This is a genomic window from Mobiluncus holmesii ATCC 35242, assembly GCF_000185445.1.
Taxonomy (GTDB): Bacteria; Actinomycetota; Actinomycetes; order Actinomycetales; family Actinomycetaceae; genus Mobiluncus; species Mobiluncus curtisii.
In genome coordinates this window covers 1,931,858-1,957,165 of sequence record NZ_GL622346.1, presented here as the reverse complement: position 1 = coordinate 1,957,165, position 25,308 = coordinate 1,931,858, and the positions used below count along the sequence as shown (strand labels likewise).

The following is a 25,308-nucleotide window of genomic DNA, read 5'->3' as shown; positions in this document are numbered from 1 at the left end:
ACATGAATGATGACTGTAATCTTCCGCAAAGTACCCGCGCAACTAAAGTCGCACCCGGATATTGGGTACTAGCGCGTGCTGGAAAACGGGTGCTGCGTCCCGGAGGACTCAAACTTACCAACCGGATGCTCCAAGCAGCTGATATACCAGGAAAGAGAGTTGTAGAGTTTGCACCCGGATTAGGCAAAACTGCCAAAATTATTATTGACGCGCCCGTCGAGTCCTATACAGGGGTAGATAAAGACCCGGACGCAGCCCAGCGGGTGCAGAACATCGTTGCGGACAGCGGCGGCAGAGTGGTGCAAGCAGACGCCCAGGACACCGGTTTAGAGTCACAATCAGCTCAGGTAGTGGTGGGTGAGGCAATGCTCACCATGCAAAGCGAGAAAAACAAAGAAAAAATTGTTTCAGAAGCATACCGGATACTAGAACCAGGTGGATGCTACGCGATTCACGAACTCGGGTTAACTCCTAACGATATAGACATGCAGCTAGCTGATGAGTTGCGCAAGCGTCTCGCCCAAGTTATTCGCGCGAACGCTCGTCCCCTCACCGAAAATGAATGGCGCAAGGTACTGGAAAATGCTGGTTTTATTATTGAATGGGTCGGTTTTGAACCCATGGCTTCGCTGTCACCACGGCGTAACCTAGCTGATGAAGGTCTCAAGGGAGTGTTGCGGATACTCGGTAATGTTCTACGCGATCGAGAGTTACGGGCGAGGATTTTAGAAATGCGCGCCACGTTTAAGCACTACCGTAAGAATCTGACCGGAATAGCTATAACAGCGCGTAAACCCAGTAAATAGAGATAAATGTCAGAGAAGATTCAACATGGATTCAAAAGAAGAATCAGTTACTACTGGTCTAGGGTATATAGATAATCTTGCGGAACAAATTGAGTACTCCCCGAACTCTACCGTTTCTAAAACCCTGATGCGTGCAGAAGGGGTCAATGTTGTGCTATTTTCCTTCGACAGCGGCGAAGAACTATCAGAGCACACCGCTGCTATGCCGGTGATCGTGCAAACCCTGGAAGGGGAAATTGAAATCACCGCCGACGGCAAAACTGTGAAACTGCTTCCCGGCGGAATGGTGCATTTTTCTACCCGCTTACCACACGCTGTTAAAGCCTTGACTCCCGCAAAAATGGTTCTCTATATGCTTAGCGAGCAGGGTAAATAGCACCCTTTAGGTTCCCAACGACACTAACTAGACACGAAATCACGGAACTACCGCGTTACTGTTGCGCTGAGGTTGTGGGTACGGTACGCGAACGCGGCGGTACCGCGGTCTTCGGCTTTTGATCCGCGGCACGAGTGGCGGCGAACAGCGAGTTGCGCAGTTCCTCCATCGCGTTACTGACACCACCAGGGTTGGACGGCAGCATCAGCGTCTGAGTGTTAGAGACTTTCGCGACTTCCTGCAACGTATCGAAATACTGGGTCAACAGCAGCATTTCTTGCGCTTCGGCTCCAATTCCGGCGTCGCGCAACGCTTCATACTGGCTGACCAAACCATCGACGATAGCTTTACGCTGAGCCGCGATACCTTCACCTTGCAAGCGCTTGTATTCTGCATCGGCTTCAGCCTGTTTCACAGTCTTAATTTTCTCGGCTTCCGCCAGGGAAACCGCTGCCTCGCGCTCCCGCTGAGCAGCATTAATCGAGTTCATGGACGCGCGCACCGTCGGATCCGGATTGATGTCTGTCACCAGAGTATTGATGATGGCGAAACCATAAGCGTTCATGGCAGCAGCCAAAGTCGTTTCGACATCTTGGGCGATTTGATCTTTCGAAGAAAACGCCTCATCCAGGTCTAGTTTCGCCAGGGAGGTACGCACCCGGTCGTAGACGTAAGACTGAATCTGACGTTCCGGATTGGCTAAACGATAAAATGAATCAACCACGTTTTGTACTTGATACTGCACCGAAACCGGAATCGTGACAAACACGTTGTCTTTCGTTTTAGTTTCCACCACGGAATCCAGCTGCATGATACGCAGCGGAACCTTTTTCGCAATCCGATCCACGAACGGAATCTTCATCCGCAGACCGGGCAGTGCAACCTTGTGATATTTACCGAAACGTTCAATCACATAGTTAGTCTGTTGCTTCACCACAAAGAACATTCCACCTATGATGAGCAACGCCAGGACGATGACAACAATAACCGCCAAAGTCAGCACATTTTCGAACAAAGCGAGGAAAGCACCCATCTTCCAATCCTTCCAATCAACAAAAACCTAGCCTCACAACAAACTATAGCACCTCACTTGTGCGAAGAAGACTCAAAAATCCTGGTACCGACCCAGAATTGGACGAACATCATCACCACCATCAAACCAATCGTGGCAGCGAACGCCCAAGGTCCTAAAAAGAGAGTCGTAGCGTAGGTTATTCCGCCGTACGCCACCAGCGCGGCAGCCGCCAGCGTGTCGGCTACGTTCAAGGCTGCGGAAACCTCACCGTGACGTTGAGCCGGAGTCAGAGAGAGGGCATGAACCGTGGCCAGCGGGAAAATCAAACCTTGCCCCGAACCAGCTATGGCCCAACCCACCAACACAAACCAGGGACTAAAACCTGGCACAACCGCCAGGAGCACCACCAACGTGCCAAAAATTTCGATAATCGGACCGATGAAAATCAGCCAGCGACGATGCGCCGGATCCACAATCCGCCCTTGAATCCACGAACTAAATGCCCAAGTAATAGACGAAACTGTCATCGACAGACCAGCCATGGTGGGACCCCAACCGTGAATTTCTTTCAGCAGCAAGGGCAGGTAGAGATCTACGGTGACGAAAGTACCGTTCAATAGTCCCCGCATCGCCACCGTGGCGGGAACTCCGCGAACTGCTCGGAAAGTCCCGGAAGGAAGGATGGGACGAGCCGCAAAGAACAGCGCCAAGGTCAAGGTTAAAGCCGCAACAATGAATATCGGGGAGACAGTCTCTCGTTCCACCCCGGAGATGACCTGCAGAGTACCAATCAGAATGCCGCTAAAGATAGAACCCCACAGCAGTCGAGGCGAGGGGCGAAACGGAACCGGGTCGTGTAGCTGGGGAAATTGGCGGAATTTTGGCCACAGCAACGGGAAAAACACCAGGAACAGGATGGGGCAAATCCCGAAAACAAAACGCCAATGCACATAGTCCACCAGGAACCCCGCCACCAGCGGTCCGACCAGGGAAGGGACCACCCAGGCAATAGCAAAAACCGCAAAAAAAGCTGGCTGCTTGTGCGGTAAGACGTAGGAACCGACCATCACGTAGAGAGGCACAATGAGCAAACCGCCACCCAAGCCCTGAACCGCGCGCCCCACTACGACGAACCAAATGTTCGGGGCGAAACTCGCCACCAGCAATCCACCAGTGAAAGCAGCAATACCCACGTAAATTACCGGTTTTGGACCCCTGGTATCGACCCAAGTCCCGGCGAGGGCGGTAGTAATTAACTGCGTGGACATGGAAATCCCGGCAGCCAGAGCAAACAGGTTTTTGCCGTCCAAGCGGTCCACAATGAAGGGCATAGCCGTGTTTACCGCAATAGCTTCAAAAGCAACCAGGGTAATCATGCCGGTTGCGATGATTTTAAACCAGGCTGCTAGGTAACCGCTGAGATAGTTATTCCCCTGGTTCTCAGATGACTTCTCGTTGCGTCCCGTTGCTTCCACGCTGTCCACGGATTTTTCACTCCTTCATTTCAATCGAAACAATCTCCCTGTCGGAACACTAGGTTAAGGCTCTGACAGGGAGTTACCAAAATATATTTTCGTTGCTCGGGTTACAGGTCAAAAGCCCGTAACAAGGGTTGGTGGCAGAGACCACCATTATGCAACTTAGGATAACCGCTGCATAATCAGTTTATTTGCGAATAGTCCAGCTAATCAGCGTAATCGGGCACCCTTTATTCCCACCGCCTGCTTACCACAGTCTAACGCCTGCAAAACGCAACGTTCAAAGGAATAACCTTGTGCTATACCAGTAACGATTCCGGCAACGAAAGCATCTCCTGCCCCGGTCGGATCTACTACCGGAGCGGGAGTTACCTCCCACAGGCGCCATCCATCTCTGTAAGTCCACACGCCCTTTTCTGACCCGGTTACGAACAGAGTAATATCCGGGCATGTAAATACGGATTTAATGTCGGGAGATTGGTCTGGTAGTCGTGAAGATAGCTGTTCCCAGTTCATGCCAAATAGACGCTCAGCCCCAAACTCATTCATAATTACTATGGAAGCCTCTGTTTCTAGAGGGTGTTTAGCATCGAATTCTGCGCCGGTATCTATATCAAGCACCAGATGCCCCCCTGAACGCTTCACCTTACGAATCGATTGCAGAAAATCATCATGATTACATATTCTTCTCAGTTTTTCAGGTGTCGAGCACACCACTCTTGATTTTGAAATCGTTTCTAGGCTCTCCTGATCTAAAAACAGCTTTTCCCTTGAACGATCCGGGTACGCTGCCACATTACTTCCTTCAGTTAAAAAGACGTAACAGACAGGGTCAGGCGCGTCGGTAGTCAAGGAAATGAAGTCGGTGTTAACCCCATGCTCATTTAAGTCTTTTATCAGCTGGTCGCTGATTTCTCCGGATTTTAGACAGCCGATCATGCGGGTCTTTAGCCCTAACCAAGAGGCATTGACTGCCATATTAGCTACTGTTCCTCCAGGCAAGGTCTCTTGACTCAGCAGACATGCCTTATCCCCCAGCTTCGGCCAATGGTCAAGATTTATATATATGTCAAGAACGGGTTCACCGATGAAACAGATAGCACCCCCGTTCTCGAACTGTGTTTCAAGTGAATCTCCTAGCTCGTCAGAGGACATCAGAATCACTTTCCGTCTCCATGTATGTCTCCAAGCTACCGCCTGCTAACGGTATCCACTCTGACGGAAAACGAGGGTCCGAGGTAGCAATCCAGTAGTACTGGGTTGGCTCGCTAACCCCGAAGCATGGCGAATGCCAGGTTCCTTTATCCATAACAAGGGCAGTTCCACAGGGAATTTCCAACAACACACATTGGTCAGTCTCGGGGACATCAAATTCTTTCGCGCATACCCCTAGCACTATCGAATGATTGGTAGGACAAAGAGTTTCCTTTGTATGGTCATGTCTCTCCATTCTTTCAATCCGTTTCGGCAGGACACTAACTTGCGTCATAGCAAGATTGACTGCACCGTCTGAAATCTTCGCAGCGCTCTTAAAGTCATGCCATCCATCACCGTTAGTGACCACGACAGAATCGCTTCCTGGTGAAAAAAGTAGTGCTATCCCCCATTTCGACACGTCATCTTTTCCGACTACTAACCGCTTGCTCATGTTACTTTACCTTTCCCCGCAATGCTCTAACTGCCGTAACTAATCGTTCGACTCTATCCATTTCCAAATCACCTTTAGCGTTTCCTCCTTGTTTGAGTGAGGACCCGATGATGGCACCATCGGCGATTGTCAACTGCTCCGTGCAATTTTTCTCATTTACGCCAGCGCCGACCAACAGTGGAAAGTCACCTATGATTTCTCGAAATTGAATTATCTTGGAAAGCTCGGTTTCAACTCCCGTATCCACTCCCGTAACAATGACTCCATCGCCACGTTTTTTGGCAAGCATTAAATCTACCTCGAGCGGATTTCCACTGAGAACGGGTTGATTCTTAAGTCTGACTCCTCCGAGAATTACGGCAGGTGAGTTTTCCTGACACCAACGGATACGTTCCTCAAATTGCGGCTCCTCTTGAGGAGGGAGTTGTCCTGCCAGAGAATCAAGCTCGATAAAGGGCAACTGGTGCTCGACAGCTAAATCGAAGCTCTTATCGTTATCCCAAATCACATCAACACCGACATAAAGCTGAGGGAACTTGTCTTGTAGCCGCGGCAGACAATAGCGAACGTCGTCTATAGTGCCAAAATAATTCTCAACTATTACGCCATCAAATCCGCCACGAGCATATATGTCGCACTCGCGTACGGCACGGGAATAGATATCGTCTATTTCATTACCTTTTAAATGAATCATCCCTAGCAAGAGTTTTTCACCGTTTCCGGGCCAGTTACCGAGTAGATTCTGTTTAGTTTGCATCATGTTGTTAATGCCTTTCTAAATGGATAAATTTATGATTTTCGATATAAGAAGTCTTTGCACCAATTGAAAATTTGATCCATTTGTAATAACTCTTTAGGCGCGCCGGCGTGCCGAGATATTTGGACCGCAGGGGGGACGGTTAACTTCGCCTCTGCCAAGACTTGATCATTGGAGAACGCATCTGCTACAGAATTATCACTGATTATGCCACCCTGGCTCATCACCACAACCCTCGGAAAATTTTCAATAACGAAGCGCATGTCGTGCGAAACTGCGATTACGGACTTACCAGCATTACTGGCCCATTGCATAATGGCGACTAAATCCCGTCGACCTAACTCATCCAGTCCGGCGGTTGGCTCATCCAGAATCACATAATTAGGGTCCATAGCAAGCACCGCAGCTATTGCGACAAACTTACGCTGCGCAAGGGGCAAATCTAGTGGATTAGTCTCTGCTTCTTCCAGTAAGTTACATACGCTCAGAGCCTGGGTGATTCTCTCTTCCCTTTCAGTTTGTTCTACACCTAGACGCTTGAGCGCATACTCACATTCTTCGTGTACTGTTTTAGAAAAAATTTGATCATCGGGATTCTGAAACACGTATCCTACGCGCTGTGCTATTTCATCGGTTCGATAATTTGAGGTATCTTGCCCTTCTAAGTAAATAGTTCCGGAGGTAGGTCGGATTAGTCCGTTCAGTAGCTTCGACAGGGTGCTTTTACCAGCTCCGTTTTGCCCTATGAGTGCAACGCACTCTCCGCATTCTATTTTGAGGGATACGCTTGTGAGAGCCCGAGTCCCACCCGGATAACAGTATTCAACGTGGTCACAATTAATCATTGCCATTCCTCAACATACGTATTGACAGATGCTTTAGCCTGCGCGAATGTAATCCATCTAGGTGAGACATTTAAACCCGAAGATAACGTAAATAGTTCCGGGAAACCGCAGTGAAGCCCATCGGATTTGGCTCGTGATAGTACTTCACCGGGTTGCCCTGCAGTGTAAACCCTTCCGTTATCTAAAATGATTATTTCGTCCGCAATTTCTACCAATTGGTCAATTTTATTTTCACAGAGAAGCACGGTTTTTCCGGCGTCCTTCATTTTCGTAATAGCAGCGAAAATCATTTCTGTGGTTGCAGGATCCAACTGAGAAGTGGGTTCATCAATAACAATAACCGGGGTATCCATAGCCATCACCGCGGCAACAGAGACTCTTTGTCTCTGCCCACCGGACAACTCCAGGGGGTCTCTAAACGCAAGGTCTTGCAAATCCATATCGCATATCACGCGTGCGGTTTGCTCAATTATGCGCTCGCGTTCCCAACCCAGGTTCTCAAGCCCAAAGGCAATCTCTTCGACAACCGTCTGGCACGTACCTGTCAACTGGGTGTATGGATTTTCAAAGACCAAAGCGATAGTTTCAACCAACTCTCGTTGCGACAGTCCGTTCAGGTCTTTACCGAAAATCTCTATTTTACCTTTTACTTCGCCGCCAAGGACACCTGGAATGAGTCCCTTTAGCGTGTTACATAATGTTGTTTTTCCAGAACCATTAGCTCCCATCAATCCGTAAACTTTTCCAGACTCCAAATTCAAATTGATATCTTCCAATGCCCAGGTTTTCGCTAAGGGATGCTTAACCGCTACCTGCGTAGTTTTTATTGCCACTACCAAAGCAGACGTCCTCCTATTCCAATAAACACCGAGAGTAAAGCTGCAACGAAAATACCCAAGTACCCGAATCCGGAAATCTTATCTTGAGGAATCAAACGGGTCCCTTTAATTTCGGTGATGCTAGCTCCTCTCACCTCCATGGCAACGGCTCGTTCTTCCACACTTGACAGCGCGGAGAGGACCAGGGGGGCAATCGTGGGCAGAACAGCTTTTAGCTTAACCAGACGACTACCCTCAACCTGTATCCCACGGGAACGCTGCGCATCACGCACGGCTTTCCCTCGAGTGGCAAGCTCTGGAATCAATCTCGCGGAATTGATTACTACATAACAGACTTGGCGCCGCGCCCCAAGTAGCTCCAAGGCATGAGACAAATCTTGCAAAGACAGAATCGATGTGAGCAGTACCAGGGGAGCGCATACAGCAAGAAGCATTGCTACATACCAATTAGCCGATGCCAACCCTTCTTGCGTAACAGCTAGGGGTCCAACATTGAATACGACGTGATCGCCGTATTCAAAAAACGCCCGGACTCCTAAAGTAAATATCGACACTGTGAGAGCAATCTTCCAGAATCGAGACCAAAACAGTATCAACACTTGCAAAGCTGCTGCAGCGGCGATATTTAACCCAGTGAAGATATAGAAGGTTAAGGGGTCCCCGCTTGCCAGCACACCCGCCATGAGAACCAGAGGTATTAGAAACCTTACTACGGGATTAATGTGCTGGTAGCGATGGGTTTTTCTCGGGTGAAAAACGAAGCGCCTAATATCATTGGAAATCTCCTCAACCTGTGCCATATCAACACCTATTCAGAGTCTTTATCTGATTGTTTTTTCTCGCGGGTGAGCAAATAGGCTTCTCCACGAGGGAATTTGGCAAGTGTGCGCTGGGGCAGCGCAATCAGTATGTAGAACACAATCAAAGCAGTCAAAACTTTATCGGTAATATCACCCGATACCCCGGCTGCCATAGCAGCAGTCCAGTTTGGGGCGCCAACCTGGCGCAACAGTCCAGCAATGATTCCAGTTCCGGTTGAAGAGAGACCACCATAGACCATAATCGTAATAAGAGACCCCGTAATACCAGTTGCTAGCCCATTTAAAATACCTGACAGGAGAGAACGAAGGAAGGACGAATATCCGTGCTTACGAGCCAGTAAAGCGGCTACCCCGGCGGTGACGACAAATAAAGGAATGTAAAATATGTTGGAGGGGTTTGTTATCAGGGAGGCTGCTCCGGTCAGCACACCGACGATAGTGGCAGGCCAGAATCCACAAATCACTGCCGTAAGAACGACCCCGATAGAGTCCAACCAAATGGGAAGCTTCAGCGCAAATACAATTTGCGAAACAACAATATTAAGCGCTATCGCAACTGGTATTAGATAGATTGTCATTTTATTCATTTTATTCATGGACATGGTGTAACTCCTTTGTCATTTGTAGTGGTTTAGTATATCCATTGTGATGATCGATGTGCATAACTGCCTGCACTCGAGAAGAATAGGTAATCTCGCTTTCCTCAATGCAAACATGAACATTATCGTAGGTAGCGCCAGTAGCATGTAATAAACAGCGAGTGCTGGGCAATTCTTTCAAAATCCGCTTTGTGCCCTGATCTGCTATCCTGGCTTTTAGTGAAACAAGAGATTGGGTCGGATTCCGATTGTATTTTTCCCTCAAGATGCGATAGATAGACTCATCTTCAAAATCGTACTTTTCGATACCTGGAAGCAGGTCTACGGGAAGAAACGAAATGTCAAGGCTGATTGGTATTACCGTATTTTCCGTCTCAATAGAGCGCAAGCGTTTCAATCTCAACATTTTCCTATTTCCACGAATCACGACGGTCTGCTCCAGAACTTTAGCTAGGGCACGCTCGGAAGTATCATTGAGGCGGTCTGTTAGTGAACCAAAATTCCACAATAAAGTTTTACTTTCGGGCGATGTGACAAATGTTCCTTTGCCCTTCTCAGATTCCAGCAAACCTTCCGCGATTAATCCATTTATCGCTCTTCTGATTGTTCCACGTGCCACTTTATGAATTTCACAGAGTTCATTCTCAGAGGGCAACTTGTCTCCCACGAGGTAATCACCGTCATGAATCTGCCGACGTATGACCTCAGCAATTTGTTCATATACTGGAGGTGACGTGTTGACCATTTTTGCCCCTTTACAAAAACTGCGATGAAAATAAGTTACTTGTACCGAATATACAAGTCAACGGTTTTGCTGTACAGCTTTTCTGTACATGACACTTATTGCCTTTTTAACGACGTTTTTACACACAATTCACAGTGTCAAACTTTGTGAACAACTCTGCTCTCAAATCCCCGCTGATAGTTCTAAGGTATCTCCAATACCGGTTTGTTTCGGGTCTAATATGGTTGTACTTAAGATAGAAACACAGCATCCGGTCAACCCCAGTATTTCGAAAATATAGGGTTAGACTCTCAGCGAAATGTTCATGGCTTATTTGCCACCGTCATGGGTCGGATTCCAGTGAGAACCCACCGTACGGGTATCCCCCGTGACAATAGTTAGGTCGTTACGAATGTTTGAGCCAGTCAGCATCCCGCGAGCAATCGGGATAAGTTTATGCGCCACCGCAATCCGTACTAGGGGCGCGATTAGCTCGGCAGCACGGTCTGGAACTCGCCCGATATATGTTTTCTTGTCGAGATAGGCTCCCAGACCGGTTTTATCCTCTTGCATCCACAGGGCTACGGGTACCGTCTTGCCCGTGGAAATATACGGGTGCAGCGGAGCGATGTGGTCATCGTAGTCTTCCAAAGGAATTTCTTCCCCCGGAGGCAAGATGGTGAAGGCTTTTTTCGGGAACTGATTTACCGGCCCCACACCGCCTACGGGCGGCAAGCTCAAGGTGACACGATTTGCTAACCGTGATTTAGTGCGCTGCGCCCACAGGTGGCAAGGCACCACCAGATTGAGTTCCTGGGAGTCCAAACCATTTAGCTCCACCACGTATTTACCGGCGGTAGCGTGATCCAAATAGCCCACAAAGTGACCTTTCACCCACACGCAAACCGCCGCGTAATCATCGGAGTTGTTTCTGTCTCGCACCAGATAAGCCCAGTCGTCAAACTCCGCGCCGTGAATATCGTCCACGTTATATTCGGCAAACAGCGCCGCAAAATCGTCTTGCAGTTCGAGGGAATCCTCAACGGTGGCGAATGTCGAGGGCGCTTCCCAGCCAGCAAAACTTTTAAGATAGGGACGAACCGGACCGCTGGTATCGGGTCTGCTCTTAGAAAACAACCCCACGCCGTTCCCCTTTCACTGGTCTTACCTGTATTCTTCGTATCGATTGGTGACAAATCTAGTCTCAAGCATAGCTAAAAACATGCCACTCCAATCTTAATTGATTATCTATCGCGTGGATTTCCCAGATTCTGCAAGGCGTACTGCGTTATCCACGGGAATTTTAGTCAAGTTCCTGACAATTTTTCGGTGCATGCGGATAGGGTCCCAAGTCGCCGTCGCTAAGGTTATCCATAGCGAGCGCCCCTTGGAACTGTTCTCCCAGCAGGATGTTAATCTCTGCGCCACGATTCAAATCAATCCTGACATCAGCTTCTGGCAGAGCCCGCGCCAAAGAGAATGCTTTCGCAATATTTTTCTTGCTGGTGTTAATCCGAGCCGCCCCAGCATAGGAATCTGGCGAGTTACCAACTACGTTGACCTTAACCCCGAATTCTTTCAGCCGCTGCGCTGTTTGCGTAGCCAGACCGTTTTGGGAAGATCCGTTGAATATGTTTACTGTCACGCCTTTGAGTGAAACCGGCTTTCCTTTCGGGGTGCATGGCGGGGCTTTCGCCTTGGCTTCCTCGGACAAAACGAAGGAATTACCAAAAGGCAGAGAAACCAGACCCATCGCAAAAGGCAAAGAAACCACTAGAACCGCTGCCATGGCCAGAACAATCCAGCCAAAAATCACGGTTTGGCGAGCCAGGGTGCGGCGCCGCCGCTTGACGCGTATCTCCTTGGAATCACCCTGACCTATCAGGTCCTTTGCTTCAATCCTGGGCATCGCTTCTTCCTTGGGCAGCCCGGATTTCTTGATCCGCATGGCGCTTAGAATAAGCCTCTGAATGCAGTTCTGTACCAGCTGGTGCAGAAGCCGGGGAGGCTTGCTCAAGCTTCGTGCCACGCAGGTTAGAAATCGCCCGCATGACGTGGTACATGACGATGGCTCCGAAAGAACCCATCGCGATACCTTCGAACTTCACGTCACCGACTACCAGAGTGTAGTTCGCGATAGCCATCACCATCGCCACCGCGGCGGTATTCAGATTTACCGGGTCAGCGAAATCTACCTGATTCTGGACCCAGATACGCACTCCCAGCATCCCAATCATGCCGTACAGAATCGTGGCGGCTCCACCCAGAACCCCTGGCGGAATGGTGGCGATAATTTCACCAAACTTGGGCAGCATCGACAAAGCCAAAGCCCCGATAGCGGCAACGATATATGCCACGGTGGAATAGACCCGAGTCGCTGCCATAACCCCAATGTTTTCCGCGTAGGTGGTGGTACCAGAACCGCCACCGCTACCGGCAATCATGGTGGACAGACCGTCCGCAATCAAAGCCCGACCGGTCAAATCGTCGAGATTCTGACCGGTCATAGCGGACACGGACTTTACATGCCCCACGTTTTCAGCAATGAGAACCAACACTACTGGAAGGAATAAACCCAGCAGGGCGGGGCTAAAAGTCGGGGCGTGGAATGACGGGAAACCTACCCAGTCAGCTTTGCTGATGGCTTCAAAGTTTACTTCGTGGCGAATCACCGCGGTCGCATAGCCGATAAGCACCCCGATCAGAATCGACAAACGTCCGATAATGCCCTTGAACAGCACGGTAATCAACAGGACGGACAAGATGGTCACGGTAGCAGTCACGGGAGCCTGCTTGACGTTGTTCCACGCCGAAGGTGCCAGGTTGAAACCAATCAAAGACACAATTGCCCCGGTCACAATCGGTGGCATGATGCGGTCAATCCAGGCTGCACCAGCAAAATGAACCAGCACCCCAACCAGCAGCAGCAGCGCACCGGCAGAAATCACTCCACCTTGAGCCAGAGCCATCTTGTCCGAGTCAATGGGAGCGCCACCACCCGAAACGTAACCGGTCACCGCACCAATCGGAGCAATCAATGCAAAGGACGAACCCAAATACGAAGGTAAGCGTCCGGACGTGATGAGAATAAACAGGATGGTTCCCAAACCCGTAAAGAACAGTGTGGTTGCGGGAGAGAAACCGGTCAGCAGCGGCACCAGGAAAGTCGCCCCGAACATTGCGACAATGTGCTGGGCTCCGATACCTATCGTGCGTGGCCATGTCAGACGCTCGTTGGGCTGAACTACCTCACCGGTAGAGATACGCTTACCGTCCCCATGCAATTTCCACTTGAAATTACTGGTTTTCGTTTCTGACATGTTTCGTCCTTCCTTGCAGACTCCCGAATTTGTCCCTCCCATCCTAATACGCCCCCCGTCGCGCAAAAAAACGCCTGTTGCGCTAGGCTAAACGGGTGAGCGACGCCTATGTTTCGGATTTCCCCGGCCTGGAAAAGGTCAACCCGCAAGAGGTTTTTTCCCGACCTGGTTACACTGACTCCGCCCAAAAAATCCCTGGTGTCGTCATTACATTGTTCGTCGTTTCCCTTATCAGTTTCCTGGTGCCGGTGTTTCTTTCAATTGCTGCCCTCATCGTGGCGGTCCTAGCTGGTGGATTGCTGCGAGTGCGTACGCTCTCGTCGGAGCACCAACCTGGAGACGGACTGCTGCGTGCCGCATTCGGTCTGTCTTTCCTGTCTATAGGCTGGGGTACAGTGTGGTTCCTAGCTTGGGTAATCACTAAAGTTACGGTGACTGTGGTCCCGTTTTAGTCTCGATTAACCGCGGCGTCCCAACCTCGGTTCAGGGTGGTCGCTAGTCGACGAATCGACTAAATTACTCGTCAGCTGGCTCGTCTGGAATTTCAGAGGATAGCAGACGGCGCACCTGGAAGCTTTGAATCCAAGTCGTCCAGACGATACCGCAAATCGTTGTGATAACAAAGGCAATAAAAGCCAGCCAGGGCTGTCCCACCATCGAGCGCGCCACGATAATGGCGGACAGCAAACCGATAGGCATAAATGACCCTAGCCAAATCACCTTGTATCCGGTCGGATCATAGAAACGTCCGGAACCGATACGACTGGCAAAAGAATAGGTGAAAAGCAGCACAATCGACATCAAGACGGTAAAGGCAAGCAAGGAAAGGAAAGCGTTCAAAGCGGATACGGCTGCCCCGCAGACGCCACCAAACAGGGAAATTACCCAGCGAATCCATCTCGGAATCGCGACGATACGAGCCAGCACTTGGCGGGCATGTTCAGGGTCGCGGATAGACTCCATAATCAAGCTGATTTCATACCCGGTGTAATACGACGGGTGTTCACGCGCTATGTAAGGAATCTCATAGCGGGCATCCACTTCGGGTACCGCGCCCACGGCCAGACCTACGGCTCGCATTTGCAGACCGTCAGAATCTTCGATTTCCTTCGGGCTCAGAATCGTCGCCGCCGCCATATTTGACACCGGTTGACCCAACAGTTCCTTTAGGGACAGACCCGCATTTGGATCGCCAGGCAGAGTCAGATTCCCCAGCACGCCTTCGGACTTGTTTTCCTTTTGACCGGAATCGCGCTTTTTACGCCGGGAAGCCCGTCCGACCACCGCGGATTGGTCGGATCCTAAAGTCGGCATGTTAAAGGGCACACGGGTACGAATATCCTGCAAATCAGGATGCTGTTCCTCAGCGCGCTGCACCACCAAGCGCGGATCCATAGGTTCGGGTTCATATTGAGGAGCGGGCGCTCCCATCGGGGGGTATCCCGTTGGTTGCATGGGAAAAGCTCCGAACTGACCCGGAGCATTCGGTGGGTTTTGTACTGGGTATCCTGAATAATCCGGATACCCAGAGCCGTCAGAGACGGGCATCTGACCGCCAGAATAAGGCGGCTGAACCATGTTGGAATTCCCGTAACCATAACCAGCGTAAGCGTTCGGATCCAGAGACTGACTGTTCGGATCGTACGCTGGCATACCCATCGGTGTGGCTGGCGGCATTCCCATCACGCCGTCCATACCGCTAGGTTCTCCGTTGAGCGGCACCGTCTGATCGCTGTAGAAGTCGCCGGCACCATTCAGGGGTACCGCACCGCCCATTCCTTCACCTAAGGAAACTAAATTGCCGTTATTGGGAGCGCCGGCGTAGCCCTGGGGAGGGATTGCTTGCGAGTCCAGGGGTACCGCTACGGAATCAAGCGGAACCGCTCCGGAGGGAGTGTCTCCCAAAGAAACCAAGTTTGGGTTGGCATTTGCAGGTTTAGGCGCAGGTCTGCCTCCCTGACCGCTGCCGGGCACGTTTACGCCAGTCATAAACCCGCAATCCTCCTAGAAATACAAATAACTAGGAACCATTGTACAAGGTTGAAACAGATACGGACGCATGATTCTGTAAAGAAGAATTAAACTTTCCCCGCATTTCTCAATCAACTGCCAGATTACAGGGTCGAGTTTGCCCTCCAAGCAACTCAACTTAACCAGATAACTCTCGATTCATGGAGGATTTTCAACACCTTCCCCTCAAGAAATTTTCAGACGATACCAGTCTCCATCACGCCAACTCCTGCAGATAAATCCTAAAATTTGCCGAACTGACATAGTTTAGGTATCTTTTTATGGCGTTGTTTTTGTAAACGACCGCACACGCGCGAGTGGCGGAATTGGTAGACGCGCACGGTTCAGGTCCGTGTCCCAGTGATGGGGTAGGGGTTCAACTCCCCTTTCGCGCACGTTTACGGGGTTTCCCGGTCTTGCCCGGCATCCGGTTTTACAATCGGTTTCGCCGGGCTTTTTCTTAATTCCCAAATCTTTACTATCCTTTCATTATTAACTTGAGCTCGAGGAAGGGGACATCATGAACAAATTTATGGCTCGTGCCGTCGCAGTTTTAGGCGCGAGTGCTCTAGCTATTTCGTTAACTGCTTGTGGCGGAGGCGGCACCTCTGACGCAAACGTTTTGACCGTAGGCGCTTCTCCCACTCCGCACGCTAAAATTCTGCAGTATCTGCAGGACTCCGGCGCTGCGAAGAAGGCTGGAATCACCATTAAAGTTCAGGAATTTTCTGATTACATCCAGCCCAACGAGGCTTTGAAATCTGGCGACATCGATGCCAACTACTACCAGACGGTACCCTACCTCGAGGAGCAATCGGCATCTCGTGGCTATAAGTTCACTGCCGGCAAGGGCATCCACTTGGAGCCGATGGGCATTTTTTCCAGCAAGATTAAGAGTCTCGACGAACTCAAAGATGGCGCCAAGATTGCCATCATCAATGACCAGTCGAACCAGGCACGTCAGCTCAAACTGCTAGAGGACAACAATCTGCTGCAGTTAAAGGGCATCAAGGACCTCTCGGTCGTGAATGTCAAGGCTAAGCCGGACGCTAACCCTCACGGTTTCCAGTTCACCGAAGTTGATGGTGCTTCTGAACCGTCCCTGCTGCCTGACGTGGATATTGCCGTCATCAACGGCAACTTCGCGCAAGGTGGGGGCTTGAACCCTGCTGACGCATTGGTCTTGGAGGATCCGAAAGACAACCCGGCAGTAAACGTCCTAGTGTGGCGCGCTGACGAAAAGAAGAAGCTCGAGGCCATTAAGAAGCTTGACGAGCTGCTGCATTCAGATGTGACGAAAAAGTACATTGAGGACACCTGGAAGGATCGCTCGGTCATCCCGGCGTTCTGAGAATAGCTAGCTAAAATTGCTGGCGACCAAGTATTTCCTTGGTCGCCAGCAATTTTTTATTAATAAATTTGGTTCAAACCAGCCCGTAGAGACGATCTCCGGCATCGCCCAGACCCGGCACGATATAGGCATCATCGTTCAGATGGTCATCTACCCCAGCCACAACAACTGACACGTCCGCCCGGTCCCCCACCGCGTCGGTCACGACCTTAATTCCCTCGGGAGCAGCAAGGATACACGTGCAGGTGACATCGCGAGCACCACGTTCCAACACGTAGTTGATAGCTGCCACCAAGGTTCCGCCCGTCGCCAACATCGGATCGACGATAAAGCACTGCCGCCCAGATAAATCACTGGGCAACCGGTTGGCGTAGGTTTCAATTGCGAGGGTTTCCTCATCGCGTTTCATTCCTAAAAATCCGACTTCCGCAGTTGGCAGCAAACGAGTCATGCCTTCCAGCATCCCCAAGCCGGCACGCAAAATCGGAATCACGATAGGACGCGGGTCTGCCAAAATCTGACCTTGCGTTTTGGTCAGAGGGGTTTCTACATCTATCGTTTCCACCCGAACATTGTGGGTTGATTCGTAGGCCAGCAAAGTCGTCAGCTCATCCACGAGCTGACGAAACATCGGCGACGGGGTGTTCTTGTCGCGTAACAGGGTCAATTTATGGTTAATCAGCGGATGATCCGCAACATATAAGTGCATGGTGTTAACTTACCGCGAAAGGACCCCGTCTCGCGTCAAGTTCACTCGGGTCGGTTAGAGTTACTTTATGGTTTTCTCCAATATTTCCCCTGTTCCCAACCGTTCCGATGATTTTTTGGTGAATTCACAAGGCGGGGGCGCGGCTTATGGTTTGTCCTCCGCAGAGGTGCGTGCCTTGGACACTGCATATAGATTAGCCCAGAAGGCAGGTCGGGCTGGGGACATTCCGGTCGGCGCCGTGGTGTTAACCCCGGAGGGGATAGTAGCGGGATTGGGGCTGAACCAGCGCGAAAATCCACCGTACGATCCCAGCGCTCACGCGGAAATCGTGGCTTTACGAGAAGCTGCGGGTCGGCTGGAGCGTTGGAATCTCAAGGGTTGCACCTTGGTCGCGACGCTGGAGCCTTGCACGATGTGTGCCGGAGCCATCGTGAACGCCCGCATCTCACGGCTTATTTTCGGAGCTTGGGACCCGAAAGCTGGCGCCTGCGGGTCTATCCGCGATGTAGTGCGCGATAGCCGACTCAACCACCAGGTTGAAGTTAAAGGCGGAGTGGACGAGCCTCGGGTAAAGGCGCTATTGAAAGCGTTTTTTGGAGAGCGCAGGTAAACCTGGATGCAACGCCAGAACGAAACTTTGTCTCCACAGAGACTTAATTTGTGACCGGGCACCGCGAAATGTTACCCCAGCAAAATGGCGGTAGAGGTGGGATTTGAACCCACGGTGGGTTGCCCCACACAGCATTTCGAGTGCTGCACCTTCGGCCGCTCGGACACTCTACCAAGTCGCGCTTTTCAGCACGAGCCATGATTTTATCATGAAGTTGCGGGCGAAATCTTCCCGCGTTTCCCGGACGCTCATCCGGGGCGCTGCCAACGTGCAGACTGACAGGTTTAACCTGCCGATAGAGTTGCAAACACTGCAATTTTTGGAGTTCTTCACCGCTCCCCAACACCCTCGGTAAACCATCGGAGCGGGTTGGGGAAACGCGAAATCTGCAGGGTGCCCCAAATATGCTCTACAATTTTGATTCGGGATTCTTGGAATTTCCTGATTTTTCCACCAGCCACACGAAAGGCTCGATATGTCAGTCGACCGCGACCTAAATCTGCCCCTGCCCCCCGCTCGCATTCCGGTTTTGGCTATCATCACCGCCGCGATGGAGGACGAAGCAGCTCCACTGTGGGATTTGGCTAAAGGCGGGGGAAATCTGGTGCGTCTGGGAGCGAAAGGTAGCTTGCAACTGCTCCAGATTGAGGATGCCACGGTTGCCTTGTTGACCACCGGAATTGGTCTGGTCAACGCTGCCAGTTCACTGGCGGCTGCCCTAGCATATGTTTCCCCGCGCTACATTTTTAGCTGCGGTTCAGCTGGCGGTTTGGATGCGAATTCACAAGTCCGGGACGTAGTCGCAGCCTCATCTTGTCTGTTTTCTACCGCCGACGCGCGCGAGTTTGGTTACGCCTTGGGTCAGATTCCGGGAATGCCCGAACGTTATTTAGCTGACGGAGACCTGTTAGGTCGTTTTCATGCTCTGCCCACACGACTGGCAGGGTCGCGCACCCGCAGCGGGGAATTTCTTTCTGCCGATCAGTTTGTGGGCACCGAGACTGCTTTACAGCTGCGAGAAAGTTATCCCGAGGCGATTACAGTCGATATGGAGTCAGCAGCTCTGGCGCAGGTCGCTTACGGAGTTGAGGTCCCCTTCCTCGCGATCCGTGGCATCAGTGATTTGTGCGGACCTGAAGCGGCGGCAGAGAACTACTCCCGAGCGGGAGATGTCGCCCGCCTAAGTTTCCTGGTATCGCTGTGCCTGTTAGGGCTGCGCGAACCGGAGGAAGTTATGTAACGCATCGTTCTTGAGACGTTACCGAATTTCAAATTTAGTGCGAATAGATGCGACCCCATTCTTCTCTGTGGTCTAGCATCTTTTGCGCTGCGGCTTGTGCTCCTGCCAGGCTGTGGCTTTTCCCCCAGCCACATTGCACTTCATTTGCTGCCGGAACCTCATTCATGTTAACTATGTCAACCAGGGTTGCCTGTAATATCGACATAAATTCTTCCGGCTGAATACCTAGGGTCATCGCATAAAAGCCTGTTTGGCAGCCCATCGGAGAGAAATCCAGCAGTTTGTCCGTATGGTCGCGCATATGTTCTGCCATGCTGTGCTCCAAAGAATGCACCACCGGCATGTCTAGATGCTCCACGTTGGGTTGGCAAAACCGCACATCGTACTTGATGAACTCATCCCCACCGGGCAAAGTCTCCTGGTGCGCTACCCGCACAAACGGAGCCTTTACCTTAGTGTGATCAAGCTGAAAAGATTCCACATTGGTTTTCTCGATTTCCATAGCCAAAATTCTATAGCTTCCCCGAAAGTATGGCGACACGCCGTGACTATCATTTTTCAAAAGATCGCTTTTGCACAGATTGTGGATAACTACAGCCGTGTAACTTAGCCTTACTACGTGGGCTAACACAGCTATACACAATCTCGTCCACAGCTGAAATCAGACTTGTCCACAGGATGCACTAAAGAATAACCTACCACTACATGTAGTGGTAGTAGACACGCCCGCCCCCAAGGTGTAGTGTTTTGAACTCGACAGGACTTTTCGGTGCTGATAGAATAACAACGTTGTAGTTTTCCCTTTTGCGGTCCACGAAGATACCGCTGGGAGGATTACACACTGGGAGATATGCGGAGGAAGCCTTAAGATGAGTATCACTCTTTACACGAAGCCTAACTGTGTTCAGTGCAACGCAACGAAGCGCGCTTTGGACAAGCAGGGTCTGGACTACGAAACCGTAGACCTGACCGAGGATGTCAATGCTCTCGATCACATCAAGAGCTTGGGATTCCAGCAGGCTCCCGTTGTTTTTGCCGGAGATGATGCTTGGTCAGGGTTCCGTCCCGATAAAATCAAAGCTCTCGCCGTTACCGCCCTCGCCGCTGCTATCTAATCACGGCATCTCGGTTCGCTCGTTGCGCTCCCTCAGCGTGGAGTGGGGACGTGCCACTCCGTCACCCCCACAGCGCGACCGGCGCACCTTGTGAATCCACTAAAAGAAACGCATCGAAGTAAGGCAAGACCGTGGGGTTATTGGTTTATTTTTCCTCTGCAACTGAAAACACCAAACGATTCGTAGAACGTGTCGGCGTACCGGCGTTGCGTATCCCGATACGCCCCGGAACTGAACCTTTACTGGTTGACGAGGAATACGTGCTCATGGTGCCTTCTTATGGCGGCGGAGACATCAGCAAAGCGGTCCCCAAGCAGGTCATCAAGTTTTTAAACATTGAACACAACCGCAACTTGTGTCGCGGTGTAATTTCCAGCGGAAATACCAATTTCGGCGAAGCTTACTGCATCGCCGGCAAAGTGCTTTCTAATAAACTCAAGGTTCCCTTCCTGTACAAGTTTGAACTGTTGGGAACCCCGGAAGATGTAACTGCAGTCAGAAAAGGATTGGAAGAATTTTGGGCGAACCTACACTCTCAGCAAGCGGATTTGGACTCCCCGGCGTCACCGGAGTCATGACCGACACTCAGGAAGACGAATTCCTCGACGCCGAACACGATTACCACTCGCTAAATGCCAAGCTGAACCTTTATGGCGAGGACGGGAAAATCCAGTTCGACGCAGACCGAGAAGCGGCTCGTCAGTACTTCTTGCAGCACGTAAACAAGAACACGGTGTTCTTCCATGACTTGCGAGAAAAGCTCGACTACCTGGTCGAGGAGGGATACTACGAGGCGGAAACTCTCGAACAGTACAACTTCGAATTCATCAAGTCCCTGTACGAAAAGGCCTACAGTCACAAGTTCCGGTTCCCGACTTTCCTGGGAGCGTTCAAGTACTACACCTCATACACGCTAAAGACTTTCGATGGCAAACGTTACTTGGAGCGCTTCGAGGATCGCGTGTGCATGGTGGCGTTGTACCTGGCACGCGGGGACGAACAGCTGGCAGTAGACATCATGGAGGAAATCATTGCGGGACGCTACCAGCCCGCCACCCCCACTTTTCTCAATGCGGGAAAGAAAGCCCGCGGAGAAATGGTTTCGTGCTTCCTGGTGCGCCTAGAAGACAATATGGAGTCCATCGCTAGGGGAATAAACTCTGCTCTGCAGCTATCCAAGCGCGGAGGTGGCGTCGCTTTGCTGCTAACGAATCTGCGCGAGGCGGGCGCGCCAATCAAAAAGATTCAAAACCAGTCCTCCGGCGTGGTCCCGGTGATGAAGCTGCTGGAAGATTCATTTTCTTACGCAAACCAACTGGGGGCACGTCAGGGCGCCGGAGCGGTCTACATCAGCGCTTTCCACCCTGACATCATGTCTTTCCTGGACACCAAGCGCGAGAATGCGGACGAAAAAATCCGCATCAAGACTCTGTCCCTGGGTGTGATGGTTCCTGACATCACCTTTGAGCTAGCGCGCAACAAGGAACCGATGTACCTGTTTAGTCCCTACGATGTAGAGCGGGTTTACGGGGTGCCTTTCAGTGATATTTCCGTCACGGAAAAGTACCGAGAGATGGTTGATAACCCCAACATCCGCAAGAAAAAGATTGACGCCCGCAAGTTTTTCCAAACTCTGGCAGAAATCCAGTTCGAGTCCGGATACCCCTACATCGTGTTCGAAGACACCGTAAACCGGGCAAACCCGATTGACGGGCGCATCATCATGTCGAACCTGTGCTCCGAAATTCTCCAAGTGTCCGAGCCTTCCGTGCTAAATGAGGACCTGTCTTACGCAAAGGTCGGCAAGGATATTTCTTGCAACTTGGGTTCCATGAACATCGCCAAGACCTTGGAATCCCCGGATTTTGCAAAATCTATCAACGTCGCGATTCGCGCTTTGACCGCGGTGTCGGACTTGACGAACGTGGGATGCGTGCCGACTATTCAGCGCGGTAACTCGATGTCACACGCAATCGGTTTAGGGGCAATGAACCTGCACGGTTGTCTGGCAAAGAACCAGATTTTCTATGGTTCAGATGAAGGTCTGGACTTCACAAACATGTACTTTTACGCTACGGCGTTTTATGCCCTCAAGGCGTCTCATGCCTTGGCAATAGAGCGTGGCGTCACTTTTGAAGGTTTCGAACGTTCCCAATATGCCAGTGGCGAATACTTTGAAAAGTACCTTCAGGGGGACTGGACACCACGGACCGCCAAAGTTCGCGAGCTGTTCGAGAAGTCCTCAATCCACCTGCCGACCCCGGAAGATTGGCGGGCTTTAGCCGCAGACATCAAACGTGACGGTCTGTATAACCAAAATCTGCAGGCGATTCCGCCCACCGGATCGATTTCTTATATCAACAACTCGACGTCATCGATTCACCCCATCGCCTCCAAGATTGAGATTCGTAAAGAGGGCAAGATTGGTCGAGTGTACTATCCTGCTCCCTACATGACCAACGGCAACCTTGACTACTATCAGGATGCCTACGAAATCGGGTACGAAAAGATTATTGATACCTATGCGGAAGCCACGAAACACGTGGATCAGGGACTGAGCTTGACCCTGTTCTTCCCGGACACGATTACGACTCGTGACGTAAACAAAGCCCAAATTTACGCCTGGCGCAAAGGTATCAAGTCGCTGTACTACATCCGCCTGCGCCAAGCTGCCTTGGAAGGCACCGAAGTGCAAGGCTGCGTCAGCTGTATGCTCTAAATCTTTCTGACTGCTTATATACGGGGACTCCCCGGTTGAAGCGTAAACCGCGTCAACCGGGGAGTCCTTTCAAACAATGGGTAAGATGAGTATCTTACTTAGGTTGAAGAGCCTCTGAAACCAGGTATTGCAACAGCACCATCGGGGTATGCGCCCGCAGGTCGACCTCACCACGGGAGTTCAAACAGCCTGCTGAAAACAGGAAATTATTGAATACCTCCACGGCTTCACCTACCGCCTCCGGAGTTGCGGATTGTCCCATCTCGTGCAACAGGTCGACTGCCACCATTCGCGAGTCAGTCGACTCTGCCCAGTCGCAACTGGCGAAAGCCTGAGCTAGAGCCCCAATTATGAGACGGAGGAAAAATTCATCTTCGTCACTGTCGCTCAAAGCGAAAGCCACCATCGGCAAGATAGGCTGTGGTGACCGCAGCTGACGGATACCCATCAGCGAAAGCATGACTTGAGAACCAACTAAGTTGATGAGTTTCGACTTCACCGCCATGAGGAAATAGGCTTGCAAAGAACTCGACAGGGCATCCACAAATTCATCGGGTAGATGGTTCGCATCCAGCGAGGGATGAGGTCGGGCGGCTTTAATTTGTACCAGATTGTCCTGTTCGCGACGGACTGGTTGCGGAGAAACCGCGGAAGAAATATACTCACCTGCTGCCAAATCAGCACCATCGGAACAGTCCGAGCGGGAGGAATCTCTGGGTAGCACAAAGTCCAATAAATCCGGACCGGGATGCTGCACCAATTCCACAAAATCTTGCATATCCAAACCCGCGCAGCTTTGCCGCAACTGGGACAGAATCCAGGCTAGCGGTCGGTTTAACGCTTGTTCCGCGGTCGCCACCATCGCGGGGGTAATCGACTGGTTAGAAAGCTCCAGCAGATATAAACCCAGCCTGGATCCGGGCTGCAGATGCAGCAACTGATCTCCCAGCTGCGACACCGGCAGCTGAGTAGCCAAGCGAATCAAATCTGAGTCTTCCACTATTTCTTGCCTTCAAACATTTTTAGTCTGTCTGTGCATCCTCAACGTTGAGTTAGTCTACTGCTGTTTCTACCCTAGTCGCCCCACGGTTTTTTGTATCTGAAATTGAAACCTCGGTTCCACACGATAGACTGGGAAAGTCAGTTTCGCGCGATATTTCACGCTTTGCGCAAACCTAAAAATACTACCTAATTCAAGGAGAAACTCGTGGTCATTGGGATCCCCAAAACCGTGCAAGCCATCAACTGGAATGACATCGAAGATGATAAAGATTTGGAGGTGTGGGATCGCCTGACCGGCAATTTCTGGCTCCCAGAAAAGATTCCGCTATCTAACGATATTCCCTCGTGGAAGACCTTGAACGAAGACGAAAAGAACATGACGAACCGCGTGTTCACCGGTCTGACTCTGCTGGACACCATCCAAGGCACAGTCGGCGCGGTGTCGCTAATTCCGGATTCTCGAACTCCCCACGAAGAAGCGGTTTACACCAACATTGCGTTCATGGAATCGGTGCACGCCAAGTCCTACTCTTCAGTTTTCTCAACCTTGCTGTCCACCGAAGAAATCAACGAGTCTTTCCGTTGGTCCGAGGAGAACGAGTACCTCCAAAAGAAGGCCCATATCGTGCTGGATTATTACCACGGCAATGATCCGGAAAAACGCAAAGTTGCCTCGACCATGCTGGAATCTTTCCTGTTCTACAGTGGTTTTTATGCCCCCATGTACTGGTCGGCGCACGCGAAACTGACCAACACCGCTGACCTCATCCGCCTCATCATCCGCGACGAGGCTGTTCACGGCTACTACATCGGTTACAAGTATCAGCTCGCGATGCGTGAGTCGTCCGAGTCCCGTCGCCAAGAGATGAAGGACTACACCTTCTCCCTGCTGATGGACCTGTATGACAACGAAGAACTGTACACCGAGACCCTCTACGACCCGCTAGGTCTGACGGAGGACGTCAAGAAGTTCCTCAAGTACAACGCCAATAAGGCTTTAATGAACTTGGGTTACGAAGCCCTGTTCACCGCGGACCAAGTCAACGTCAATCCCGCGATTTTGGCAGCTTTGTCGCCCGCGGCCGACGAAAACCACGACTTCTTCTCCGGTTCCGGATCGTCCTACGCGATTGGTACCGCTGAGGAAACCGAGGACGAGGACTGGGAATTCTAAGTTTTCTTCGAGAATGAATCTAACAGTAACTCCACGAAATATCACGGTTGAGAGTATTCTTGTTAGTAATTAGCCATTACCGTACCGTTGCGGAAGTGGTGTGCATTTACTTTGTGAATGTTATCCTGTGACTAGCGTTCAAATTTGCTA

The 25,308-nt window shown here is 51.0% G+C and carries 27 protein-coding genes and 2 tRNA genes; 11 read left to right on the top strand and 18 right to left on the bottom strand.

Annotated elements, in window-relative coordinates:
• Window positions 1-2 precede the first annotated feature (2 nt).
• The gene (locus HMPREF0576_RS08385) at window positions 3-806 is read left to right on the top strand and encodes a class I SAM-dependent methyltransferase (RefSeq protein ID WP_036324424.1); all 804 of its coding nucleotides are present in this window, start codon (window positions 3-5) and stop codon (window positions 804-806) included.
• A gap of 25 nt (window positions 807-831) precedes the next feature.
• A complete protein-coding gene (locus HMPREF0576_RS08380) occupies window positions 832-1,182 on the top strand; it encodes a cupin domain-containing protein (RefSeq protein WP_004007913.1) in 351 nt (116 codons plus the stop codon).
• Window positions 1,183-1,237: 55 nt separating this feature from the next.
• On the opposite strand, the gene HMPREF0576_RS08375 is transcribed toward HMPREF0576_RS08380, so the two are convergent.
• The 13 genes from HMPREF0576_RS08375 to HMPREF0576_RS08315 all read right to left on the bottom strand — a co-directional run bounded on the left by HMPREF0576_RS08375 (window position 1,238) and on the right by HMPREF0576_RS08315 (window position 13,228).
• On the bottom strand, window positions 1,238-2,215 hold the full coding sequence (locus HMPREF0576_RS08375) for an SPFH domain-containing protein (RefSeq protein WP_004011470.1): 978 nt from the start codon (window positions 2,213-2,215) through the stop codon (window positions 1,238-1,240).
• A gap of 53 nt (window positions 2,216-2,268) precedes the next feature.
• A complete protein-coding gene (locus HMPREF0576_RS08370) occupies window positions 2,269-3,681 on the bottom strand; it encodes an MFS transporter (RefSeq protein ID WP_004007911.1) in 1,413 nt (470 codons plus the stop codon).
• A 204-nt stretch (window positions 3,682-3,885) separates the two neighbouring features.
• Complete coding sequence (locus HMPREF0576_RS08365) at window positions 3,886-4,830, bottom strand: carbohydrate kinase family protein (RefSeq protein ID WP_004007910.1); 945 nt, start codon at window positions 4,828-4,830, stop codon at window positions 3,886-3,888.
• The gene (locus tag HMPREF0576_RS09630; RefSeq protein ID WP_004007909.1) at window positions 4,820-5,323 is read right to left on the bottom strand and encodes an ureidoglycolate lyase; all 504 of its coding nucleotides are present in this window, start codon (window positions 5,321-5,323) and stop codon (window positions 4,820-4,822) included. Before HMPREF0576_RS09630 ends, HMPREF0576_RS08365 begins: the two co-directional genes overlap by 11 nt.
• Before the next feature lies 1 nt (window position 5,324).
• Window positions 5,325-6,083, bottom strand: a complete 759-nt coding sequence (locus tag HMPREF0576_RS08355; RefSeq protein WP_004007908.1) for a BtpA/SgcQ family protein — start codon at window positions 6,081-6,083, stop codon at window positions 5,325-5,327.
• 29 nt (window positions 6,084-6,112) lie between these two features.
• A complete protein-coding gene (locus HMPREF0576_RS08350) occupies window positions 6,113-6,925 on the bottom strand; it encodes an energy-coupling factor ABC transporter ATP-binding protein (RefSeq protein WP_236585954.1) in 813 nt (270 codons plus the stop codon).
• Window positions 6,922-7,701, bottom strand: a complete 780-nt coding sequence (locus HMPREF0576_RS08345) for an energy-coupling factor ABC transporter ATP-binding protein (protein ID WP_244855368.1) — start codon at window positions 7,699-7,701, stop codon at window positions 6,922-6,924. Before HMPREF0576_RS08345 ends, HMPREF0576_RS08350 begins: the two co-directional genes overlap by 4 nt.
• A gap of 56 nt (window positions 7,702-7,757) precedes the next feature.
• Window positions 7,758-8,564 carry an energy-coupling factor transporter transmembrane component T family protein gene (locus HMPREF0576_RS08340; RefSeq protein WP_004007905.1) on the bottom strand — a complete coding sequence of 269 codons (807 nt, stop codon included), beginning with the start codon at window positions 8,562-8,564 and terminating at the stop codon, window positions 7,758-7,760.
• Window positions 8,565-8,572: 8 nt separating this feature from the next.
• The gene (locus HMPREF0576_RS08335; RefSeq protein ID WP_004007904.1) at window positions 8,573-9,187 is read right to left on the bottom strand and encodes a hypothetical protein; all 615 of its coding nucleotides are present in this window, start codon (window positions 9,185-9,187) and stop codon (window positions 8,573-8,575) included.
• Entirely contained in the window at window positions 9,174-9,929 is a 756-nt protein-coding gene (locus HMPREF0576_RS08330; RefSeq protein WP_004007903.1) for a GntR family transcriptional regulator, read from the bottom strand. Before HMPREF0576_RS08330 ends, HMPREF0576_RS08335 begins: the two co-directional genes overlap by 14 nt.
• Window positions 9,930-10,238: 309 nt before the next feature.
• Window positions 10,239-11,051 (bottom strand): hypothetical protein, encoded by an 813-nt coding sequence (locus HMPREF0576_RS08325; protein ID WP_004011469.1) that lies wholly within the window; start codon window positions 11,049-11,051, stop codon window positions 10,239-10,241.
• Window positions 11,052-11,211: 160 nt separating this feature from the next.
• Window positions 11,212-11,856 carry a LytR C-terminal domain-containing protein gene (locus HMPREF0576_RS08320; protein ID WP_245527393.1) on the bottom strand — a complete coding sequence of 215 codons (645 nt, stop codon included), beginning with the start codon at window positions 11,854-11,856 and terminating at the stop codon, window positions 11,212-11,214.
• The gene (locus HMPREF0576_RS08315) at window positions 11,804-13,228 is read right to left on the bottom strand and encodes a uracil-xanthine permease family protein (RefSeq protein WP_004007900.1); all 1,425 of its coding nucleotides are present in this window, start codon (window positions 13,226-13,228) and stop codon (window positions 11,804-11,806) included. Before HMPREF0576_RS08315 ends, HMPREF0576_RS08320 begins: the two co-directional genes overlap by 53 nt.
• Before the next feature lie 95 nt (window positions 13,229-13,323).
• Here HMPREF0576_RS08315 and HMPREF0576_RS08310 point away from each other — a divergent pair, with 95 nt between their 5' ends.
• A complete protein-coding gene (locus HMPREF0576_RS08310; RefSeq protein WP_004011466.1) occupies window positions 13,324-13,680 on the top strand; it encodes a hypothetical protein in 357 nt (118 codons plus the stop codon).
• 64 nt (window positions 13,681-13,744) lie between these two features.
• Here HMPREF0576_RS08310 and HMPREF0576_RS08305 read toward each other — a convergent pair whose 3' ends face one another.
• Window positions 13,745-15,217 (bottom strand): hypothetical protein, encoded by a 1,473-nt coding sequence (locus tag HMPREF0576_RS08305; RefSeq protein WP_245527392.1) that lies wholly within the window; start codon window positions 15,215-15,217, stop codon window positions 13,745-13,747.
• A gap of 332 nt (window positions 15,218-15,549) precedes the next feature.
• On the opposite strand from HMPREF0576_RS08305, the gene HMPREF0576_RS08300 reads away from it, so the two are divergent.
• Together HMPREF0576_RS08300 and HMPREF0576_RS08295 are read left to right on the top strand one after the other, a co-directional pair.
• Window positions 15,550-15,633: transfer RNA gene (locus HMPREF0576_RS08300), tRNA-Leu, on the top strand.
• Between the two features lie 125 nt (window positions 15,634-15,758).
• Window positions 15,759-16,589: a MetQ/NlpA family ABC transporter substrate-binding protein gene (locus HMPREF0576_RS08295; RefSeq protein WP_004011464.1), complete on the top strand. Its 831-nt coding sequence runs from the start codon at window positions 15,759-15,761 to the stop codon at window positions 16,587-16,589.
• Between the two features lie 73 nt (window positions 16,590-16,662).
• Here the strand turns inward: HMPREF0576_RS08295 and upp are convergent, their stop codons facing one another.
• Window positions 16,663-17,298: a uracil phosphoribosyltransferase gene (gene upp / locus HMPREF0576_RS08290; RefSeq protein WP_004007896.1), complete on the bottom strand. Its 636-nt coding sequence runs from the start codon at window positions 17,296-17,298 to the stop codon at window positions 16,663-16,665.
• A gap of 67 nt (window positions 17,299-17,365) precedes the next feature.
• On the opposite strand from upp, the gene HMPREF0576_RS08285 reads away from it, so the two are divergent.
• Entirely contained in the window at window positions 17,366-17,908 is a 543-nt protein-coding gene (locus HMPREF0576_RS08285) for a nucleoside deaminase (RefSeq protein WP_004011463.1), read from the top strand.
• An 85-nt stretch (window positions 17,909-17,993) separates the two neighbouring features.
• Here HMPREF0576_RS08285 and HMPREF0576_RS08280 read toward each other — a convergent pair.
• A tRNA-Ser gene (locus tag HMPREF0576_RS08280) sits at window positions 17,994-18,081 on the bottom strand.
• Window positions 18,082-18,383: 302 nt separating this feature from the next.
• On the opposite strand from HMPREF0576_RS08280, the gene mtnN reads away from it, so the two are divergent.
• Complete coding sequence (gene mtnN, locus HMPREF0576_RS08275) at window positions 18,384-19,148, top strand: 5'-methylthioadenosine/S-adenosylhomocysteine nucleosidase (protein ID WP_004011461.1); 765 nt, start codon at window positions 18,384-18,386, stop codon at window positions 19,146-19,148.
• A gap of 34 nt (window positions 19,149-19,182) precedes the next feature.
• Here mtnN and HMPREF0576_RS08270 read toward each other — a convergent pair whose 3' ends face one another.
• Window positions 19,183-19,650 carry an S-ribosylhomocysteine lyase gene (locus HMPREF0576_RS08270; protein ID WP_004007893.1) on the bottom strand — a complete coding sequence of 156 codons (468 nt, stop codon included), beginning with the start codon at window positions 19,648-19,650 and terminating at the stop codon, window positions 19,183-19,185.
• 367 nt (window positions 19,651-20,017) lie between these two features.
• Between HMPREF0576_RS08270 and nrdH the strand changes: the two genes are divergently transcribed.
• The 3 genes from nrdH (at window position 20,018) to nrdE (ending at window position 22,982) form a co-directional block, all read left to right on the top strand.
• On the top strand, window positions 20,018-20,263 hold the full coding sequence (nrdH, locus tag HMPREF0576_RS08265; protein WP_004007892.1) for a glutaredoxin-like protein NrdH: 246 nt from the start codon (window positions 20,018-20,020) through the stop codon (window positions 20,261-20,263).
• 131 nt (window positions 20,264-20,394) lie between these two features.
• Entirely contained in the window at window positions 20,395-20,841 is a 447-nt protein-coding gene (nrdI, locus tag HMPREF0576_RS08260) for a class Ib ribonucleoside-diphosphate reductase assembly flavoprotein NrdI (protein ID WP_004007891.1), read from the top strand.
• Entirely contained in the window at window positions 20,838-22,982 is a 2,145-nt protein-coding gene (nrdE, locus tag HMPREF0576_RS08255; protein ID WP_036324420.1) for a class 1b ribonucleoside-diphosphate reductase subunit alpha, read from the top strand. Before nrdI ends, nrdE begins: the two co-directional genes overlap by 4 nt.
• A gap of 94 nt (window positions 22,983-23,076) precedes the next feature.
• Here nrdE and HMPREF0576_RS08250 read toward each other — a convergent pair whose 3' ends face one another.
• Complete coding sequence (locus tag HMPREF0576_RS08250) at window positions 23,077-23,982, bottom strand: hypothetical protein (RefSeq protein ID WP_004008601.1); 906 nt, start codon at window positions 23,980-23,982, stop codon at window positions 23,077-23,079.
• A gap of 207 nt (window positions 23,983-24,189) precedes the next feature.
• On the opposite strand from HMPREF0576_RS08250, the gene nrdF reads away from it, so the two are divergent.
• Window positions 24,190-25,158: a class 1b ribonucleoside-diphosphate reductase subunit beta gene (gene nrdF, locus HMPREF0576_RS08245; RefSeq protein WP_004008602.1), complete on the top strand. Its 969-nt coding sequence runs from the start codon at window positions 24,190-24,192 to the stop codon at window positions 25,156-25,158.
• Window positions 25,159-25,308 lie beyond the last annotated feature (150 nt).